Origin of the sequence: Metabacillus hrfriensis (assembly GCF_030127205.1) — a bacterium.
Taxonomy (GTDB): Bacteria; Bacillota; Bacilli; order Bacillales; family Bacillaceae; genus Bacillus_P; species Bacillus_P dongyingensis.
Map to the genome: position 1 here is coordinate 2,017,721 of NZ_CP126116.1, position 19,029 is coordinate 2,036,749.

Sequence of the window (19,029 nt, forward strand, 5' to 3'; positions counted from 1 at the left end):
ATGCTGTATGTGTCAGTAATTATCTAAAACTATTTTTTTATAAGAGAAAGGATAGGTGACTAAAGATGGCTGCTAAGACTAAAAATGCTGTAGTTGACAGCAAAAAGCAATTCGAAGGAATTGCAAAGCAGTTTGAAACGTTCCAAATTCTGAATGAACAGGGCGAGGTTGTAAACGACTCTGCAATGCCTGATTTATCAGATGATCAATTAAAAGAATTAATGCGCCGTATGGTTTATACGCGTATTTTGGACCAGCGTTCTATTTCACTGAACCGTCAAGGACGTTTAGGATTTTATGCTCCAACAGCAGGACAGGAAGCATCTCAGATCGCTTCTCATTTTGCACTTGAAAAAGAAGATTTCGTTCTTCCAGGATACCGTGACGTTCCACAAATCATCTGGCACGGACTTCCATTATACCAAGCATTTTTATTCTCACGCGGACATTTCCACGGAAATCAGTTCCCTGAAGATGTAAATGCGATTTCACCGCAGATTATCATAGGTGCACAAATCATCCAGACTGCCGGTGTAGCTCTTGGAATGAAAAAGAAAGACCTTAAAACAGTTGCAATTACTTATACTGGCGACGGCGGAGCATCTCAAGGTGACTTCTACGAAGGAATCAACTTTGCAGGCGCTTATAAAGCACCAGCGATTTTTGTTGTGCAAAACAACAGATTTGCGATCTCAACACCTGTTGAAAAGCAATCTGCTGCTCAAACAATCGCTCAAAAAGCTGCAGCTGCAGGTATCGTAGGAATTCAGGTTGATGGAATGGATGCATTAGCTGTATATGCTGCAGTACGTGATGCACGCGAACGCGCTGTTAATGGTGAAGGCCCTACATTAATTGAAACGCTTACTTATCGTTATGGCCCTCATACAATGGCTGGTGACGACCCAACCCGCTATCGTACGAAAGAACTTGATAACGAGTGGGAAGAGAAAGATCCTCTTGTACGTTTCCGTAAATTCTTAGAAAACAAAGGCTTATGGAACGAAGAAGAAGAAAATAAAGCGATTGAACAAGCGAAAGAAGATATTAAAGAAGCAATCAAAAAAGCGGATGAATATCCAAAACAAAAAGTAACAGATCTAATGGATAACATGTACGAAGAAATGCCATACAATCTGAAAGAGCAATATGAAATCTACAAAGCAAAGGAGTCGAAGTAAGCCATGGCTCAAATGACAATGATTCAAGCAATCACTGATGCGCTGCGCTCAGAATTAAAAAATGATTCTAACGTCTTAGTGTTTGGAGAAGATGTTGGTGTAAATGGCGGCGTATTCCGTGCTACTGAAGGATTACAAAAAGAATTTGGCGAAGACCGTGTATTTGATACACCTCTTGCTGAATCAGGAATCGGCGGTCTTGCGATCGGTCTTGGATTAACAGGATTCCGTCCTGTAGCTGAAATTCAATTCTTCGGTTTCGTTTATGAAGTAATGGACTCTATTTCAGGCCAAATGGCTCGTATGCGCTACCGTTCAGGCGGACGCTGGTCTTCACCAGTTACAATCCGTTCACCATTCGGCGGAGGCGTTCATACACCTGAACTTCATGCTGACAGCTTAGAAGGTCTTATGGCTCAGCAGCCTGGTGTGAAAGTTGTTATTCCTTCAACTCCATACGACGCAAAAGGACTTTTAATCTCTGCTATTCGTGATAACGATCCTGTCGTTTTCCTTGAGCATATGAAACTTTACCGTTCTTTCCGTCAGGAAGTTCCGGAAGAAGAATATACGATTGAAATCGGCAAAGCTGAAGTGAAAAGAGAAGGTTCTGACCTTTCTATTATTACTTACGGCGCAATGGTGCATGAGTCATTAAAAGCAGCAGAAGAGCTTGAAAAAGAAGGAATTTCTGCTGAAGTGATCGACCTGCGCACAATCAGCCCATTAGATATCGACACAATCATTGCATCTGTTGAAAAAACAGGACGTGCGATTGTTGTACAAGAAGCTCAAAAGCAAGCAGGAATTGCAGCTAATGTTGTTGCTGAAATCAATGACCGTGCGATCTTAAGCTTAGAAGCTCCAGTACTTCGCGTGACAGCTCCAGACACTGTATTTGCTTTCTCTCAAGCTGAAGGTGTTTGGCTGCCAAACTTCAAAGATGTGATTGAAACAGCTAAAAAAGTAATGAATTTTTAATTATACATTCTGAGAAAAGAAATCAGAGGGTCCCAGGAAGAATGCGTGTTTATGTTCCATGATCAGCGCGGCGCGGCTGCGTGAAAGCATTTGAACAAACATCAAATGTTTATTCTTTTGAAACCTGCAAACTGGTTTCTTTTCCATATGAAAAATAGGAGGTAATATACCGTGTCATTCGAATTTAAAATGCCGGATATCGGTGAGGGTATCCACGAAGGTGAAATTGTAAAGTGGTTTATCAAGCCAGGCGATGAAGTAAACGAAGATGATGTACTGGCTGAAATCCAGAACGATAAAGCTGTCGTTGAAATTCCTTCTCCTGTAAAAGGAAAAGTTATTGAGCTTAAAGTTGAAGAGGGAACTGTTGCTACTGTTGGACAAACTCTTATCACATTTGATGCTCCTGGTTACGAAAACCTTAAATTTAAAGGTGATGACCATGGAGATGAGCCTGCCAAAGAAGAGAAAACAGAAGCACAAGTTCAATCTACAGCTGAAGCTGGCCAAGATGTGAAAAAAGAAGAAGCTCCTAAACAAGAAACAGCAGCAGCTACAGGCGCAGGTGCACAGGATCAGGCTGAAGTCGATCCAGACCGCCGCATCATTGCAATGCCTTCTGTACGCAAATATGCACGTGAAAAAGGCGTTGAAATCCGCCAAGTATCTGGATCAGGCAAAAACGGACGCATCGGCAAAGAAGACATTGATGCATTCTTAGAAGGCGGATCTAAACCTGCTGAAACGCAAACTGAAGCTCCTCAAACAGAAGCTAAAGAAGAAAAAGCAGAGCAAAAAGCACCTGCAAAACAAGCTGTTCCAGAAGGCGACTTCCCGGAAACACGCGAGAAAATGAGCCCAATGCGCAAAGCAATCTCTAAAGCAATGGTTAACTCAAAACAAACAGCTCCACACGTAACTTTGATGGATGAAGTGGATGTGACGAAACTAGTTTCTCACAGAAAACAGTTCAAAGGTGTTGCAGCGGAGCAGGGAATTAAGTTAACATATTTACCGTACGTAGTGAAAGCTCTTACATCAGCGCTTAAAAAATATCCGGTTCTTAACACTTCTATCGATGACAAAACAGAAGAAGTTATTCAAAAGCATTACTACAACATCGGTATTGCTGCTGATACAGAAAAAGGACTTATGGTTCCAGTTGTTAAAAACGCAGAACGCAAATCAATCTTTGACATTTCTGATGAAATTAACGGCTTAGCTACTAAAGCACGCGACGGTAAACTTTCTGCTGCGGAAATGAAGGGCGCTTCTTGTACAATTACAAACATCGGCTCAGCTGGCGGACAATGGTTCACTCCAGTAATTAATCACCCAGAGGTTGCAATCCTTGGAATCGGCCGCATTGCTGAAAAAGCAATCGTAGTTGACGGTGAAATTGTTGCTGCTCCAGTGCTTGCTTTATCATTAAGCTTTGACCACCGCATGATCGATGGTGCTACAGCACAAAATGCATTAAATCACATTAAGCGTTTATTGAACGACCCACAACTTATTCTAATGGAGGCGTAATCGAATGGTAGTAGGAGATTTCCCTATTGAAACAGATACTCTTGTCATTGGTGCGGGACCTGGCGGCTATGTAGCTGCCATCCGCGCTGCACAGCTTGGACAGAAAGTAACAATCGTAGAAAGAGGAAACCTTGGCGGCGTATGTTTGAACGTTGGATGTATTCCTTCTAAAGCGTTAATCGCTGCGGGTCACCGTTTTGAACATGCAAAGCATTCAGAAGACATGGGTATCATTGCAGAAAATGTAAAAGTTGATTTTACAAAAGTTCAAGAATTCAAAGCTGGCGTTGTGAAAAAGCTTGTCGGCGGAGTTGAAGGACTTCTTAAAGGAAACAAAGTTGAAATCGTTCGCGGCGAAGCTTATTTTGTTGACAGTGAATCTATTAAAGTTATGGATGACAATTCATCTCAAACTTATAAATTCAAAAATGCAATCATCGCTACAGGTTCACGCCCGATTGAAATTCCAGGATTCAAATATTCTAAACGCGTTTTAGATTCAACTGGCGCGCTAAGCTTAAATGAAATCCCTAAGAAAATTGTTGTAATTGGTGCAGGATACATCGGCACTGAGCTTGGAACAGCATATGCTAACTTCGGTTCTGAAGTAGTTTTCATTGAAGCAATGGATGAGATCTTAATGGGCTTTGAAAAGCAAATGAGCTCACTTGTAAAACGCAACCTTAAGAAAAAGGGCAACGTTGAAATCCATACAAAAGCTAAAGCTAAATCTGTTGAAGAAACAGAAAACGGCGTTAAGGTAACATTTGAAGTAAAAGGCGAAGAGCAGACAGTTGAAGCTGACTACTTGTTAGTAACAGTTGGACGCCGTGCTAACACAGACGAGCTTGGCCTTGAGCAAGTTGGGGTTGAAATGTCAGACCGCGGCGTGATTAAAATTGATAAGCAGTGCCGCACAAGCGTTTCTAACATCTTTGCAATCGGTGATATCGTTGAAGGACCTCCGCTTGCACATAAAGCTTCTTATGAAGGCAAAATTGCTGCAGAGGTAATCGCCGGAGAGAACGCTGAAATTGATTACTTAGGAATTCCTGCTGTTGTATTCTCTGAGCCTGAACTTGCTTCAGTAGGCTACACAGAAGCACAAGCTAAAGAAGAAGGACTTGAGGTTGTTGCTGCTAAGTTCCCATTTGCTGCAAATGGACGTGCACTTTCTCTTAACCAAACTGACGGATTCTTAAAACTGGTTACACGTAAAGAAGACGGTCTTGTTATTGGAGCGCAAATTGCTGGTGCTGCAGCTTCTGATATGATTTCAGAGCTTAGCCTTGCAATTGAAGCCGGCATGACTGCTGAAGATATTGCGATGACAATTCATGCGCATCCAACATTGGGAGAAATCACAATGGAAGCTGCTGAAGTTGCAATCGGAAGCCCGATTCACATCGTGAAATAATGAGAGAAAAACCCCCTTAATGCTTAGCATTAAGGGGGTTTTTTGACAAAAAAAGGCGGCTAATTATATTAGAACCACCTGACAAGCTTAACGCTGTCCGCTGCTCTTTGAAAGAGCTTTAATGACAGAATTAATAATCTCCTCTTTATTTCCTACATGCCCTTCAATTTGGAAAATCACTTGATTATCATCCACAACAACAAGAGAAGGGTATTTTTCTACATCAAACGGATAATTTTCTTCCGCACTTGAATCGATAAATTGCAAACCTTCAATTTCTTCTGGGAAATCCCGTTTTAAATCGATAAGTGCGTCATAGTAAACGGATTCCCGATATTCATCCTGTTCATCTGAGAAGAATAATAGCTTTCTTTCTTCCGGTTCAGGCTGATTATTCGCCTCAGAAGTGAAATTCAAACTGCAGGATGATAGAAGAAATACTGGAATGATGAAGGCGACAATAACCGACTTTGCCATATTGCCCACCTCTTTAAAATGAAATGGTCTAAACATACCGTTCTAATTGTGAATAAAAACAATACTTACTACCCAGTTTTATTGTGCCGTCTTGCTAAATTAATGCTATTCTATCATGTTTTCCGAATATTCCCCTGAATGTTACCTATTTGTTACATAAATGAAAAATATACAGTAGGAATGTCGCATAACCTAAATATAGGAGATAAAGCGGCTGAGTAAAAGAAGGGGAGTAACGATGAAATGGCCAATGATTATTTTTCTGCAATGTTTCATGTGGGGCGGTTATTTATTGGTGGAATGGATTTCTGAAAAAGATTCGCTGCAGGCTAAATTGATCTTGCTTGGGGTCTTTCTGTACATAGCATATATTGTAGCAGCATCTCTTTCACAATCTAAAAAAATCGCTCTATTCGTGACGGCTGCAACTGCAGCAGCGGCATTTTTATGCAAGGATGAATTCTTACTGCTCATTAGGACGTTTATTTACTAACACTGCCGCATAATCAAAAAACACTTTCCAAAACTAGTGTTTTTTGATTTTTTCTTTTATATAGGATGATTCATAGTTAGCTGGTACTTTTGTTAATTAATTCCTCTTTTTATATAGTGAAGCATTCTCCCTTATATTATACTAATAAAGGAGAATGATTGGGGGATACATAATGAAGCATTTGCTTTGCATCTTGGCTGCGGTCTGTTTACTTGCAGCGTGCAGCTCAGATCAAACTGGTAATCAAGCAGCGAAACATGAAATAGCGGACAAACAGGATGAAGGACAAAAGAGTGACAAGGCACCTGAAGAGCCTGCGCCTGAGGAAAAGGAAAAAGAAAGCGCGGAGACCGAAGCAGAACCAGAAGCTCTTCCTAAATACAAGATAAATCCGGCCAATTGGACAATTGAGCCTTTAAGTGCAAATATCAATGCAAAGACTGTCCTGATTACGATTGATGATGCACCTGATAAACACAGTCTGGAAATGGCTCATACGCTAAAAGATCTGGGTGTAAATGCGATTTTTTTCGTTAATGGCCACTTCATAGATTCAGATGAAGAAAAAAAGACACTGATAGATATTCATAATCTCGGGTTTCCGATCGGCAATCATACGATGACACATGCTAATTTGAAAGATCTTTCTCCTGAAGAGCAGCGAAACGAAATCGTTCGGCTGAATGATCTAGTAGAAGCGACAATTGGAGAAAGGCCTCGTTTCTTTCGTGCTCCATTCGGAAGCAACACAGACGAAAGCCGGAAGCTTGCAAAGGAAGAAAAGATGGTCTTGATGAACTGGACATACGGTTATGATTGGGAAAAGGCGTATCAATCAAAAGATGCCCTTACAGACATTATGGTCCATTCACCGTTCCTGACAGATGGAGCGAATCTGTTAATGCATGACCGGAAATGGACAAACGAAGCATTAAAGGGGATTGTAGAAGGATTAAGAGCCAGGGGATATGAAATAGCTGATCCCGATTCAATCGGAAAAATCTCATGAAAAAGCGGTCCTGTAAGGATCGCTTTCATCTTTTATAATAGTACATCTTTCTGCCATTAAATAAGGTTAGTTCGCCTTTAAGTTTTTTTGCAAGGAACTTTGAAAACTCATTTGCTTTATTCTTGTCTCCGTATTTTGAATCAGAGAGGAGGGTGATTTGAAGAAAAGAAGGCTGTTCATCACCGGCTGAACTGACTCCGACATACATTTTGGAATATCCTCGTTCTTCTGACGATAAGGTAAGATATCCATTCGCTTGTTTACATTCATAAGGGAAAGCAGAGCTTTCATAAGCGAAGTTTAATTGCTCTCCTGTTTTGCTCGTAATGTCCTTGTAGTAGTGAAAAAGCTCTTCTACTTCATCAACCGTTATATACTGTTTAATGGATCCGCCGACTAATTTAATAAATGCGTGAGAGGCCATCCTGTCAACTCCTAATTTTTCTGACTGATTAAATTAAATTTTACAAATATTTAAACAATCTGACAAGATAAAGGTGAAATAATTGTGCTGAGGCATAATGTAGGGTATAATTAATCTGAATAATCAGATAATAAAATAGAAGGAGGCCATCATGAATGCATTAGAGAAGTTTTATGATGATACCGAGCAGGCTAACGTAAGGTATGTGGGATTTGCTTCAAGTGACCGGAGGTATGATTTGGCAATAGTTTACTCAAGCATGTTTTTTGGGAAACCTCTCGTCATATGTCTCCAAACCGGTAAAGCAGCACTCCTTGACTCGTCTGATATCGAAGACCTCGAACTCCTCAAGCACACATTTCGCACTGAAACCCTGCAGCAGGCATCAGAACTCTCTGATTTCTTCAAAGAAGTGATCCCAGACGTCCAATTGACCACCGAATATGAATAAGAAAAACTGGCGTATTTCAGCCAGTTTTTTTCTATGCTTATAGTAAAAGAAAGATAAATATATTGATAGAAAATAGATAAATGTGTTATACAATTTAGGCTTGACGAATTAAATGTGTTATATTATTATAGAGTTACAAAGCGTTAAGCGCTTTCAATAATTTCAAAAGCGCTAATCTATTCAAAAAAGGGGTATGGAAATGGGAACAATCGTATGTCAAACATGCAATGGTACTATCGATCATTTTGAGGACGAAAAGGTCAGTGTTTTGTATGGGAAGTGCACAAGCTGCGATTGCCAAGTACTCGAGAGAGAAATTACAGTTATTCAAGGGGTTTAAATAGAAGATAGATGAAAGCATGCGGGATTTCCTGCATGCTTTTATTTTTTAGATGATTTCTGTTTGTTTGGTAAAATTAGGTTTTAAAATCATTAGGAGGAAATTAGCAGAACGCGCACAAATTCATTTTTTGAACGCGTACACATACTGGATGAGCTCGCAGAAACTAATTTTGAGTGAATAAATGTATATTCCCTATAAAATGGTAAGGAATTCTGATTATTGGTTTTATGTGTTGCGTCATAACTTAGTTTGATGCACTTAATATCGTGATCAGCCTAATTTGTTGTGTCATAACTTAGTTTGATGCACTTAATATCGTGATCAGCCTAATTTGTTGTATCATAACTTAGTTTGATGCACTTAATATCGTGATCAGCCTAATTTGTTGCGTCATAACTTAGTTTGATGCACTTACTATCGTGATCAGCCTAATTTGTTGCGTCATAACATAGTTTGATGCACTTAATATCGTGATCAGCCTAATTTGTTGCGTCATAACTTAGTTTGATGCACTTATTATCGAGATTGGCCTAATTTGTTGTATCATAACTTAGTTTGATGCACTTAATATCGTGAACGGCCTAATTTGTTGCGTCATAACATAGTTTGATGCACTTACTATCGTGATTGGTCTAATTTGTTGTGTTATAACATAGTTTGATGCACTTATTATCCGGATCGGCCTAATTTGTTGTATCATAACTTAGTTTGATGCACTTAATATCGTGAACGGCCTAATTTGTTGCGTCATAACATAGTTTGATGCACTTATTATCGTGATTGGCCTAATTTGATGTGTTATAACTTAGTTTGATGCACTTATTATCGTGAACGGCCTTATTTATTTGTCAAAATCTGACGTTGATCGCTGCCTGTTGGAAGTTGAATACGTTACAGACTCAACAAATCATGCGCAAAAAAAGACGATTCATAAATGAATCGTCTTTTACTATTATCTGATTGCTTTATGCTCTTTTATCACTCTCAAATAATTAAGCTCAGGATCTTCTGGTCCTTGTACAGGGAGACCGACTTCCAGGTTCTTGCGCACATATGCAAGATTTTCTTCAGATATGATTTCTCCAGGGATGAAAATTGGAATTCCTGGGGGATAAACCATGATAAACTCGGCAATGATGCGTCCTGCCGATTCACTGAAAGGGACAATTTCTGTTTCTGCGTAAAAAGCATCGCGAGGTGTCAGTGCTAAAACAGGAATATCAGGCAGCATGACAGTCGGTTTTACCAAGTCTGCAGATGCATTCATAAATTCTGAAGACAGAGCCTGTAGCGCTTCAACTAAAATGCCTGTTTCTCTTTCAGAATCCCCTGGTGTAATGATGCAAAGAATGTTATATAAATCTGACATTTCAACTTCAATATTATAGTTTTCGCGCAGCCATTTTTCAACATCATAGCCATTTAAGCCGAGCTCTTTGATGGAAATGATCAGCTTAGTCGGATCGTAATCATATGCCGCTTTGGTGCCGACAATCTCCTCGCCGATGCACTCGATTTTATCTATCTCATTAATCTTTCTGCGTGTATCCTCTGCAAGGTGGATTGCCCGTTCGACGAGCTCGCGGCCTTCTGTTGCCAAACGTTTTCTTGCCACATCAAGCGATGCTAAAAGCAGATATGATGTAGAAGTTGTTGTCAGCATGCTTAAGATGGTTTGAACTCTTTGAACAGATACCAATCCTTCGCGGACGTTTAACACAGAGCTTTGTGTCATTGATCCGCCCAGCTTATGAACACTTGTTGCCGCCATGTCTGCACCTGCCTGCATGGCTGACATTGGGAGGTCCTCATGAAAATGTATATGAACCCCATGAGCCTCATCGACAAGAACAGGGACCTTGTACGAATGGGCAATTTCAACGATTTTTTTTAAATCAGCCGAAACTCCGAAATAAGTAGGGTTGATGACAAGCAGTCCTTTTGCATCTGGGTGCTGCTCAAGAGCATGTTCAACAGATTCAGTTGTAATGCCGTGTGAAATGCCAAGCTCTTTATCAATTTCAGGGTGAATAAAGATTGGAGTAGCTCCCGAGAAAACGACCGCGGACATAACCGACTTATGAACATTGCGGGGAACAAGGATTTTATCTCCAGGTCCGCAAACAGCCATCACCATTGTCATGATAGCCCCGCTTGTTCCCTGTACAGAGAAGAAAGTATAATCTGCACCAAATGCTTCAGCTGCCAAGTCTTGAGCTTTTTTGATCATTCCTTTTGGAGAGTGAAGATCATCCAAAGGTCCGATGTTGATTAAATCTATGGAAAGAGCAGGGTCCCCGATAAACGAGCGGAATTCAGGATCAATTCCTGCACCTTTTTTATGTCCTGGGATATGGAATTGAACAGGATCTTTTTTTGCATGCTCTTTTAATCCTGTAAATAAGGGTGTTTCATATTGCGACAATTTGTATTCCCACCTTCTTTAATAAAAAATAGCATCTATTTTCATCATTTCATTTTAGTTATTTACACATAAAACAAGTGAATTATATCACTTTCTAAATAGATTGAAAAGGAATTTTTCAAAAGGGGAAAACCGTGCAAAATAATTAATTTGGCAGAATTTTTAGAATAACAGTTGTTTTTTTTGCCAGTTACATATTATGATAGAAGTAGCTTCACATACCAACCGGTTAGTAAGTTATTAGAAAGGGTGATCTAGTTGAACTTTACTTACTCAGATAAAGTGATTGTCTTACAAAAACAAGTAACATCTTTTATGGAAGAATTCGTTTATCCAAATGAAAAAAAGTATGAAGAACAATTGAATGCGCAGGAATCCAGGTGGTCTGAAGTTCCGCCCATTATGGAAGAGCTGAAAATCAAGGCTAAAGAAAGAGGTTTATGGAATTTATTTTTGCCTGAAAGCGAGCACGGGGCAGGACTTACAAATTTGGAATATGCACCGCTATGTGAAATTATGGGACGCTCATTGCTTGCACCTGAAGTGTTTAACTGTGCAGCGCCTGATACAGGAAACATGGAGGTCCTCGTGCGATACGGCACAGATGAACAAAAAGAGAAATGGCTGAAGCCTCTTCTTGCAGGGGAAATTCGTTCATGCTTTTCCATGACTGAGCCAGATGTTGCGTCAGCAGATGCGACGAATATTGGAGCAAGCATCATCCGTGATGGGGATGAGTATGTCATTAACGGAAGAAAATGGTGGTCTTCAGGAGCCGGCGACCCACGCTGCAAGATTGCCATTGTGATGGGCAAATCTGATTTTCAGGCACCAAAATATGAACAGCAGTCGATGATTTTAGTGCCGCTTGATGCTGAAGGCGTCAAAATTGAAAGAGTTCTGCCTGTTTTCGGCTACGATCACGCACCGCACGGTCATGCTGAAATCACTTTTGATAACGTAAGGGTGCCGTCTTCAAATATGCTCCTCGGAGAAGGAAGAGGATTTGAAATTGCCCAGGGCCGGCTTGGACCGGGTAGGATTCATCACTGCATGAGATTAATCGGGGCTGCAGAACGTGCGCTTGAAGAATTATGTAAGCGTGTACAAACCAGAGAGGCGTTCGGCAAACCGATTTCAAGCCAGGGGGTCATCAGAGAATGGATCGCAGACTCCCGCATTGAAATTGAGCAGGCCCGCTTATTGACATTAAAAGCGGCATACATGATGGATACAGTCGGCAATAAAGCAGCCAAAACAGAAATCGCAATGATTAAAGTCATTGCTCCGAATATGGCTCTTAAAGTAATCGACCGGGCTATTCAGGCATTCGGTGCAGCTGGAGTCAGCGAGGACACACCGCTTGCTGCTCAGTGGGCAAGTGCCAGAACCTTGAGAATTGCTGACGGTCCTGATGAAGTGCATCGCGCTCAGCTGGCAAGGCTTGAGCTGAAAAAATACGATGTGAATCTTCAGACTGTATAAGGAGGGATAGTATGCATGTGAAAGAAATGTTCGATCTGACAGATAAAGTAGCTATTATAACGGGCGGGGGACGTGGACTCGGCGAGCAGATGGCTGAGGGATTTGCACAGGCAGGAGCCTCGCTTGTCCTCTGTTCCAGAAAAGCCGCGGCATGTGAAGAGGCAGCTTGCCGGTTAAGCAGGGAATATGGAGTAAAAGCTATTGCATTATCTTGTGATGTAACAAATAGTGAAGATGTAAAAAATGTTGTAAAAACAACAATCGAGGAATTTGGCAAGATTGATATATTAGTAAATAACAGCGGAGCAACATGGGGAGCTCCTGTTCAAGATATGCCGCTTGAAGCGTGGAATAAGGTAATGAATGTAAATGTTACCGGTACATTTTTGATGTCTCAGGAAGCCGGCAAACATATGATTAAGCAAAAGAGCGGGAAAATCATCAATATCGCCTCTGTTGCAGGGCTTGGCGGAACAGACCCACGTTATATGGATACCATTGCATACAACACAAGTAAAGGCGCTGTCATCACTTTTACAAAGGACCTGGCCGTGAAATGGGGACAGCACAACATTAATGTGAATGCTATTGCACCAGGCTTTTTCCCTACTAAAATGTCACAGGTGATCATTGAAAACGGGAAAGATCATTTCCTGAATATCACACCGCTTAAACGATTTGGAACAGATCAGGATTTAAAAGGCGCTGCCCTGTTTTTGGCGGCAAGAGCTTCTGATTTTATCACAGGTGATGTTCTCGTCGTAGACGGCGGAACACATGCCATGTAAGAAAGGGGTAAGTTATATGAATCGTGATCCGGTCATCGTAGCTGCTGTCAGAACTCCAATTGGGAGACAGGGCGGTGCACTTTCATCAATGGAAGCCAGTGAATTTGGCGCCATAGTTATAAAAGAGGCAATGAACAGAGCAAAGGTATCAGCAGACATGATCGATGATGTCATTTTTGGAAATGTTCTCTCAGGCGGAGGGAATATTGCAAGATTAACAGCCTTGTCCACAGGACTATCACTGGATATACCGGGGCTGACAGTTGACCGTCAATGCGGCTCAGGCATCAATGCAGTCAATCTTGCAGCGCAGGCGATCAAAGCGGGCGACGGAGACGTTTATATTGCAGGCGGCACGGAAAGCATGTCTCTTGCTCCTTATTTAATGGAGAAACCGAAAAAACCATTCAGTCCGGCACCGCCGATATTTAAGTCAGCTGTGCTGTCGCCAAAAGAAATCGGCAATCCTCCTATGGGAATTACAGCTGAGAATCTGGTTTCCAAATATGAGATCAGCCGCGCGGAACAAGATGAATATGCTCTCCGCAGCCAGCAGAGAATGGCAGCAGCTGTATCAGAAGGAAGATTTGACGAGCAGATTGTTCCTGTAGAAATACGTCAGCGAAAAGGAGACCCTTTCTTTTTCAAAGCAGATGAACATCCCCGTCCGAATACAACGCTCGAAGGTTTAAAAGCATTGGGTCCTGCTTTTAAAGAAGGCGGCACTGTTACTGCCGGCAGCAGTTCTGGACTGAATGATGCTGCATCAGCAGTTGTTGTCATGTCCCGGGAAAAAGCTTTGGAACTTGGTTTGACGCCGCTATGCACAGTAAAGCAGTATGCAGTTGCAGGTGTCGACCCGAATATTATGGGAATCGGTCCTGTTCCAGCAGTGAAAAAAGTACTTGAGAGAGCAAATTTATCACTGGCAGACATGGACATCGTCGAACTGAATGAAGCCTTTGCGGCACAGGTCTTAGCATGCGACCGGGAACTGGATTTTGATCACAGCAAGCTAAACGTAAACGGGGGCGCGATTGCTCACGGCCATCCTCTTGGGGCAACAGGTGCCATTTTGATGACAAAGGCCATCTATGAGCTGAAGCGATCTGGGGGACGCTATGCCCTTATCACAGCGTGCATTGGAGGCGGTCAGGGAATTGCGACAATCATAGAAAGAGAGACTGATTAATGAGACTTGCAGGAAAGGTTGCTGTCATTACAGGTGGAGCAGGCGGCATAGGCAAAGCAACTGCGATGCTGTTTGCAGATCAGGGAGCGAAAGTAGTGATCGGCGATTACAACAGTGAAGCTGGAGAAAAAGCGGCTCATGAAATCAGAGAGAAAAACCTGCCATGCCTTTTTGTTAAAACGGATGTGACAAACTCTGATGATGTCCAGGCATTAATGAAAACAGCTGTAAATGAATATGGCGCACTTGATGTTCTTTTTAACAATGCAGGTGTATCGAACCAGAGCGTAAAAATTGGCGAAATGGATACAGATGAATGGGACCGGGTCGTGGACATCAATCTTAAAGGTGTTTTCTTGGGGATCAAACATGCCGTTCCATTCATGATACAGAGCGGCGGAGGCTCAATTATTAATACTTCCAGTGTGCTTGGAATGAAAGGGAAAAAGCGGATGGGTCCGTATAATGCATCAAAAGCGGGTGTTATTGCTCTGACAAAGAACGCCGCTCTTGATTATGGAAAGGAAAACATCCGTGTAAACGCGATTGCACCAGGAGTGATTGATACGTCCATTATTGATGAATGGCGCAAAGATGAAAGAAGATGGGAGATCTATTCGAAATCGAATGCTCTTGCAAGAATCGGGCATCCTGATGAAATCGCCAAGGCCGTCCTGTTTCTGGCAAGTGATGATGCTTCTTATGTGACGGCAGCCACGCTGCTTGTAGATGGCGGCACGATTACCTTTTAATCATTGGCCCTCTTTGGTGAATGCAGTTAAAAAAAACAGCAAATTCTCAGAAAAGAGCCTAACCATAAAGGAGGAACCTGCAATTGGATAAATGGCTTGCAACGTACCCAGGGCACGTTCATCATGATTTTGACATACCTTACATCTCCATTCCGCAAATGTTTGAGGAAACCGTACATAAGTATGGTGAAAAAGAGGCCATTTCATTTTACGGGAAATCTATTTCTTATCATCAAGCTGCCGGAATGATCATTGCCTTCGCATCTGCCCTTCAGAAAAAAGGAATTCGGAAAGGCGACAGGGTGGCGATTATGCTTCCGAATTGCCCGCAGTATGTTGTCGCCTACTACGGTGCATTAAAAGCAGGTGCGATTATTACTCAGGTAAACCCGATGCTTGTCGAACGTGAGCTCGATTATATTCTCAATGATTCAGGGGCTGAAACCATCGTTGTTTTTGATGCGCTTTATCCAAGAGTAAAAGCGGTTAAAAGAAGTACAAACTTAAAGCAAGTCATAACAGTGAGCCTCCATGAAGAAATCATGCCTGATGCAGATGACCATACGTTTCAGCAGTTTCTGGGCATGGGGACAGGGGAAGTGCTGCCTGTGCAGATTGAGCCAGAGCATGATATTGCCGTCCTTCAATACACAGGCGGAACAACGGGCCGCTCCAAAGGGGCAATGCTCACACACCGCAACTTAATGGCAAACATTTATCAATCGTATGAATTCTTTAAGAATGAAGTGCAGTCTGGGGCAGAGCGCTGTTTAACCGTTATTCCGCTATTTCATGTGTTTGGGATGACATCCTGCATGAACTTAACGGTTCTTCGCGGCAACTCGATGATCATGCTGCCCCGTTTTGACCTTGAAGAAGTCATGCAGACGATAAAACGTGAACAGCCCACTATTTTTCCGGGAGTTCCGACCATGTATGTGGCGATCACGAACCACCCGAGGGCAGAAGAATACGGAATCAGCAGCATCCGGATCTGCAATAGCGGCAGCGCACCAATGCCGGTAGAGCTGTTAAATGAATTTGAACGGAAAACAGGAGCAAAGATACTGGAAGGATACGGTTTATCCGAAGCGGCGCCGACGACGCACTGCAATCCTCCTTTTGGAGAGCGGAAACCGGGGAGTGTAGGAATCGGTGTTCCGGGAACAGCTTATAAAATTGTTGATGTAGCAACAGGAAAAGAAGAGGTTCCTGCAGGGACTCTCGGGGAAGTGATAATAAAAGGCCCCCAGGTGATGAAAGGTTACTGGAATATGCCTGAGGAAACAGCAAATACAATTCGTGACGGCTGGCTCTATACCGGTGATATTGCAAAGGTGGACAAGGAAGGATATTTATATATTGCCGACCGCAAAAAGGATATGATCATTGCCAGCGGATACAATGTTTATCCGAGAGATATCGAAGAGGTTTTATACGAACATGAAGCAATCCAGGAAGCAGTTGTCATAGGCGTGCCGGATCCTTACCGCGGGGAGACGGTTAAGGCCTTTGCTGTATTAAAGTCAGGGAAAAGTGCAACAGAAGACGAAATCATTTCATTTTGCCGAAGTCAATTGGCATCTTATAAAGTGCCTGCCATCATCGAGTTCCGGGATCAGCTGCCGAAAACGAGCGTCGGCAAAATATTGCGCAGGGCTCTCAGAGAAGAAGTTGTAAAAAGGTAAATCTGAAAGCAAATAATCTATGAATCTCTTAATAGGGCTTATGGTATAATCTCTTTAATCTAGGCAAGAGAGGATTAGGCATAATGAAAGAAAAAATCATACAGCAAAGCATACAGCTATTCGGAGAAAAAGGATTTAAAGAAACATCTATACAGGATATTGTTGACAGCCTGAGCGTAACTAAAGGCACCTTTTATTATTACTATAAAAGCAAAACAGAGCTGTTAATGGCGATTCACTTAAAGTACATTGACGATCTTCTCCGAAAACAGGAAGAAATCATCCAGGATGATGAAAAAATGTACAAAGATAAACTGCATGAAATTGTTTATATGCTGATTCATGACATCGAAAAAGAAGGATTAAGCGCGAAGGTCTTCTTCAGGGAAATGAGAAATTTAAGTGAAGAGGATATGGAGGAAGTAGTAGCCAAAAGAGATCTTTTCAGAGTGAAGATTCAGCAGGTTATTGAAGCGGGAATTGCTGCCGGAGAATTCCGTTCAGATCTGCAGACAGATATTGTCACATTCGGGATATTGGGCATGACGAACTGGAGTTACTTCTGGTTTGATCCGAACGGCCGCGTATCTGATCGTGAAGTATCGCAAATTTTTCTCAAAATGGTGCTTGAAGGACTTAATATCTAAAGGGATTTTCGGGTGACCGGGAATTTCTTCGTCTGAAACATACCGACTGGTTAGTAGTCATAAAGGGAGGATAAACATGAAAAAAGAGGACATTCAGCAAATTTCGGTCATTGGAGCAGGGCAAATGGGACATCAAATTGCTATGCTGTGCGCGCTTGGCGGCTTTGAAACCATCCTTCAGGATGTTCAGGAAACCGCTTTAGAAAAAGCCGAGTCGACCTTGCATTCCATCATGGATAAATGGGTGAAAAAATCCAAGCTGACAGAAGAAGCGAAACAGGCTGCTTTTGCAAGATTGAAATTCACATCTTCACTTGAGCGGGCAGCAAGTCATGCAGATTTTATTATTGAAGCTGTAGTAGAGAAGCTGGATGTGAAGAGGGAACTCTTTGCAAGGCTTGATCAGCTTGCGAAGCCTCATGCTATTTTGGCTTCTAACAGCTCAACGATTGTCAATTCTCTGATCGCATCAGCGACAAATCGGGAAGACAAAGTCGTGAACATGCATTTCTTTTTCCCACCGCTTGTCATGGATTGTGTAGAGGTTGTTATGAGTGATCAGACCTCAAGTGAAACGGCCGATTTAACAATGGAAGTCTGCAAAACAATCAACCGCACTGCTGTACTATTGAAGAAAGAAATTTCAGGATTTATTGCCAATCGCATTTTAGGAGCACTCCAAAGGGAAGCGGTTTTCCTATATGAAGAGGGATATGCAAGCTATGAAGATATTGACATTATTTGCCGCAAAGCTTTAAACCATCCAATCGGTCCGTTTGAATTAATGGACTTATCCGGCATAGATGTAGGGTATTACGTTATGCAGCAGAGGTTCGCAGAGTCGGGAGATCCTGCAGATAAACCATTTGCCTGCATTGAACAAAAGGTAAGAGAAGGAAACCTTGGCCGAAAAACAGGAAAGGGCTGGTACACATATCAAAAAGAAGAGGTGAGAAAATGACAGAGCGTGCCGTTTCATATGAAAAAAAGAGTGCTGTTGCCATCGTAACGATCGATAATCCTCCGCTTAACGTCATGAACCAGCAGGTCACACGGGAGCTGAAAGAAGCCTTTGCAGCTCTTAAAGAAGACAATGAGACCGTTGCTGTGATCCTGACGGGGGCTGGAGACAGGGCGTTTATGGCCGGAGCGGACATTAAAGAATTTCCTAATTTGATCGGCAGAAAAGGAATTAAAGCCGATTTTCTTGAGGGGCATGCTTTTTTAAATGAAATCGATCAGTTTCCAAAGCCGACAATTGCCGTTTTGAACGGGCTTACCTTTGGCGGAGGCTGTGAACTCGCTTTAACATGCGATCTCCGCATTGCTGAGGAACATGCTCAGGTCGGACTTCCGGAAATTAAGCTTGGATTGTTCCCGGGGGGAGGAGGCACACAAAGACTTCCTCGCACAGTTGGAGATGCCAAAGCGAAAGAGCTGATGTTTACTGGCGATCCGATTGATGCAGCAGAAGCCAAAAACATAGGGCTTGTGTCTTATGTTGTTCCTAAAGGGGAAGGGCTCCAAAAAGCGCTGGAACTTGCAGGCCGTATGACTCGCCATTCACTTCCTGCCCTTTCTAAGATTAAAAAAGCGGTTGATCAGGGACTGAGCACCTCACTTGATGAAGGGCTTGACCTTGAAGCGGAGCTGTTTGAAGAAGTGTTTCAGACAGAAGATATCAAAGAGGGAGTACAGGCATTTATTGAAAAAAGAAAGCCTGCTTTCAGCCATAAATAAAGG

At 42.2% G+C, this 19,029-nt stretch carries 19 protein-coding genes; 16 read left to right on the plus strand and 3 right to left on the minus strand.

The window, feature by feature from the left end:
* The first annotated feature begins 65 nt into the window (after nt 1–65).
* From pdhA to lpdA, 4 genes are all read left to right on the plus strand, one after another.
* Nucleotides 66–1,181 carry a pyruvate dehydrogenase (acetyl-transferring) E1 component subunit alpha gene (pdhA, locus tag QLQ22_RS10020; RefSeq protein ID WP_223441895.1) on the plus strand — a complete coding sequence of 372 codons (1,116 nt, stop codon included), beginning with the start codon at nt 66–68 and terminating at the stop codon, nt 1,179–1,181.
* 3 nt (nt 1,182–1,184) lie between these two features.
* Nucleotides 1,185–2,162, plus strand: a complete 978-nt coding sequence (locus QLQ22_RS10025) for an alpha-ketoacid dehydrogenase subunit beta (RefSeq protein WP_101564924.1) — start codon at nt 1,185–1,187, stop codon at nt 2,160–2,162.
* Nucleotides 2,163–2,333: 171 nt separating this feature from the next.
* Entirely contained in the window at nt 2,334–3,695 is a 1,362-nt protein-coding gene (locus QLQ22_RS10030) for a dihydrolipoamide acetyltransferase family protein (protein ID WP_223441897.1), read from the plus strand.
* Between the two features lie 4 nt (nt 3,696–3,699).
* Complete coding sequence (lpdA, locus tag QLQ22_RS10035) at nt 3,700–5,112, plus strand: dihydrolipoyl dehydrogenase (RefSeq protein WP_223441898.1); 1,413 nt, start codon at nt 3,700–3,702, stop codon at nt 5,110–5,112.
* An 87-nt stretch (nt 5,113–5,199) separates the two neighbouring features.
* Here the strand turns inward: lpdA and QLQ22_RS10040 are convergent, their stop codons facing one another.
* Nucleotides 5,200–5,589 carry a hypothetical protein gene (locus QLQ22_RS10040; RefSeq protein ID WP_223441899.1) on the minus strand — a complete coding sequence of 130 codons (390 nt, stop codon included), beginning with the start codon at nt 5,587–5,589 and terminating at the stop codon, nt 5,200–5,202.
* Between the two features lie 238 nt (nt 5,590–5,827).
* Here QLQ22_RS10040 and QLQ22_RS10045 point away from each other — a divergent pair, with 238 nt between their 5' ends.
* Together QLQ22_RS10045 and QLQ22_RS10050 are read left to right on the plus strand one after the other, a co-directional pair.
* The gene (locus tag QLQ22_RS10045) at nt 5,828–6,082 is read left to right on the plus strand and encodes a hypothetical protein (RefSeq protein ID WP_223441901.1); all 255 of its coding nucleotides are present in this window, start codon (nt 5,828–5,830) and stop codon (nt 6,080–6,082) included.
* Between the two features lie 172 nt (nt 6,083–6,254).
* Nucleotides 6,255–7,091, plus strand: coding sequence for a polysaccharide deacetylase family protein (locus QLQ22_RS10050; protein ID WP_284016555.1), 837 nt, complete (start codon nt 6,255–6,257; stop codon nt 7,089–7,091).
* A gap of 25 nt (nt 7,092–7,116) precedes the next feature.
* On the opposite strand, the gene QLQ22_RS10055 is transcribed toward QLQ22_RS10050, so the two are convergent.
* A complete protein-coding gene (locus QLQ22_RS10055; RefSeq protein WP_284016556.1) occupies nt 7,117–7,515 on the minus strand; it encodes a DUF1885 family protein in 399 nt (132 codons plus the stop codon).
* A gap of 151 nt (nt 7,516–7,666) precedes the next feature.
* On the opposite strand from QLQ22_RS10055, the gene QLQ22_RS10060 reads away from it, so the two are divergent.
* Together QLQ22_RS10060 and QLQ22_RS10065 are read left to right on the plus strand one after the other, a co-directional pair.
* Nucleotides 7,667–7,966, plus strand: a complete 300-nt coding sequence (locus tag QLQ22_RS10060) for a DUF3055 domain-containing protein (protein WP_223441906.1) — start codon at nt 7,667–7,669, stop codon at nt 7,964–7,966.
* Nucleotides 7,967–8,165: 199 nt separating this feature from the next.
* Nucleotides 8,166–8,306, plus strand: a complete 141-nt coding sequence (locus QLQ22_RS10065; protein WP_083328358.1) for a GapA-binding peptide SR1P — start codon at nt 8,166–8,168, stop codon at nt 8,304–8,306.
* 955 nt (nt 8,307–9,261) lie between these two features.
* On the opposite strand, the gene QLQ22_RS10070 is transcribed toward QLQ22_RS10065, so the two are convergent.
* Nucleotides 9,262–10,734 (minus strand): aminotransferase class I/II-fold pyridoxal phosphate-dependent enzyme, encoded by a 1,473-nt coding sequence (locus tag QLQ22_RS10070; protein WP_223441907.1) that lies wholly within the window; start codon nt 10,732–10,734, stop codon nt 9,262–9,264.
* Between the two features lie 258 nt (nt 10,735–10,992).
* On the opposite strand from QLQ22_RS10070, the gene QLQ22_RS10075 reads away from it, so the two are divergent.
* The 8 genes from QLQ22_RS10075 (at nt 10,993) to QLQ22_RS10110 (ending at nt 19,026) form a co-directional block, all read left to right on the plus strand.
* A complete protein-coding gene (locus tag QLQ22_RS10075; RefSeq protein WP_223441909.1) occupies nt 10,993–12,219 on the plus strand; it encodes an acyl-CoA dehydrogenase in 1,227 nt (408 codons plus the stop codon).
* 11 nt (nt 12,220–12,230) lie between these two features.
* The gene (locus QLQ22_RS10080) at nt 12,231–13,007 is read left to right on the plus strand and encodes an SDR family oxidoreductase (protein ID WP_284016557.1); all 777 of its coding nucleotides are present in this window, start codon (nt 12,231–12,233) and stop codon (nt 13,005–13,007) included.
* Between the two features lie 16 nt (nt 13,008–13,023).
* Complete coding sequence (locus tag QLQ22_RS10085; RefSeq protein WP_284016558.1) at nt 13,024–14,199, plus strand: thiolase family protein; 1,176 nt, start codon at nt 13,024–13,026, stop codon at nt 14,197–14,199.
* Nucleotides 14,199–14,951 carry an SDR family NAD(P)-dependent oxidoreductase gene (locus QLQ22_RS10090; protein ID WP_284016559.1) on the plus strand — a complete coding sequence of 251 codons (753 nt, stop codon included), beginning with the start codon at nt 14,199–14,201 and terminating at the stop codon, nt 14,949–14,951. Before QLQ22_RS10085 ends, QLQ22_RS10090 begins: the two co-directional genes overlap by 1 nt.
* A gap of 77 nt (nt 14,952–15,028) precedes the next feature.
* Nucleotides 15,029–16,639, plus strand: coding sequence for a long-chain-fatty-acid--CoA ligase (locus QLQ22_RS10095; RefSeq protein ID WP_423246256.1), 1,611 nt, complete (start codon nt 15,029–15,031; stop codon nt 16,637–16,639).
* A gap of 83 nt (nt 16,640–16,722) precedes the next feature.
* Nucleotides 16,723–17,286: a TetR/AcrR family transcriptional regulator gene (locus QLQ22_RS10100; RefSeq protein WP_284016560.1), complete on the plus strand. Its 564-nt coding sequence runs from the start codon at nt 16,723–16,725 to the stop codon at nt 17,284–17,286.
* 76 nt (nt 17,287–17,362) lie between these two features.
* Complete coding sequence (locus QLQ22_RS10105; RefSeq protein WP_284016561.1) at nt 17,363–18,247, plus strand: 3-hydroxyacyl-CoA dehydrogenase family protein; 885 nt, start codon at nt 17,363–17,365, stop codon at nt 18,245–18,247.
* Nucleotides 18,244–19,026: an enoyl-CoA hydratase gene (locus QLQ22_RS10110; RefSeq protein WP_284016562.1), complete on the plus strand. Its 783-nt coding sequence runs from the start codon at nt 18,244–18,246 to the stop codon at nt 19,024–19,026. Before QLQ22_RS10105 ends, QLQ22_RS10110 begins: the two co-directional genes overlap by 4 nt.
* Nucleotides 19,027–19,029: the final 3 nt, after the last annotated feature.

Excerpts from the sequence above, each read along its gene's own strand:
- pdhA (WP_223441895.1), top strand. The coding sequence starts at position 66 with ATGGCTGCTAAGACTAAAAATGCTGTAGTTGACAGCAAAAAGCAATTC.
- QLQ22_RS10025 (WP_101564924.1), top strand. The coding sequence starts at position 1,185 with ATGGCTCAAATGACAATGATTCAAGCAATCACTGATGCGCTGCGCTCA.
- lpdA (WP_223441898.1), top strand. The coding sequence starts at position 3,700 with ATGGTAGTAGGAGATTTCCCTATTGAAACAGATACTCTTGTCATTGGT.
- QLQ22_RS10040 (WP_223441899.1), bottom strand. The coding sequence starts at position 5,589 with ATGGCAAAGTCGGTTATTGTCGCCTTCATCATTCCAGTATTTCTTCTA.
- QLQ22_RS10045 (WP_223441901.1), top strand. The coding sequence starts at position 5,828 with ATGAAATGGCCAATGATTATTTTTCTGCAATGTTTCATGTGGGGCGGT.
- QLQ22_RS10050 (WP_284016555.1), top strand. The coding sequence starts at position 6,255 with ATGAAGCATTTGCTTTGCATCTTGGCTGCGGTCTGTTTACTTGCAGCG.
- QLQ22_RS10055 (WP_284016556.1), bottom strand. The coding sequence starts at position 7,515 with ATGGCCTCTCACGCATTTATTAAATTAGTCGGCGGATCCATTAAACAG.
- QLQ22_RS10060 (WP_223441906.1), top strand. The coding sequence starts at position 7,667 with ATGAATGCATTAGAGAAGTTTTATGATGATACCGAGCAGGCTAACGTA.
- QLQ22_RS10065 (WP_083328358.1), top strand. The coding sequence starts at position 8,166 with ATGGGAACAATCGTATGTCAAACATGCAATGGTACTATCGATCATTTT.
- QLQ22_RS10080 (WP_284016557.1), top strand. The coding sequence starts at position 12,231 with ATGCATGTGAAAGAAATGTTCGATCTGACAGATAAAGTAGCTATTATA.
- QLQ22_RS10085 (WP_284016558.1), top strand. The coding sequence starts at position 13,024 with ATGAATCGTGATCCGGTCATCGTAGCTGCTGTCAGAACTCCAATTGGG.
- QLQ22_RS10090 (WP_284016559.1), top strand. The coding sequence starts at position 14,199 with ATGAGACTTGCAGGAAAGGTTGCTGTCATTACAGGTGGAGCAGGCGGC.
- QLQ22_RS10100 (WP_284016560.1), top strand. The coding sequence starts at position 16,723 with ATGAAAGAAAAAATCATACAGCAAAGCATACAGCTATTCGGAGAAAAA.
- QLQ22_RS10105 (WP_284016561.1), top strand. The coding sequence starts at position 17,363 with ATGAAAAAAGAGGACATTCAGCAAATTTCGGTCATTGGAGCAGGGCAA.
- QLQ22_RS10110 (WP_284016562.1), top strand. The coding sequence starts at position 18,244 with ATGACAGAGCGTGCCGTTTCATATGAAAAAAAGAGTGCTGTTGCCATC.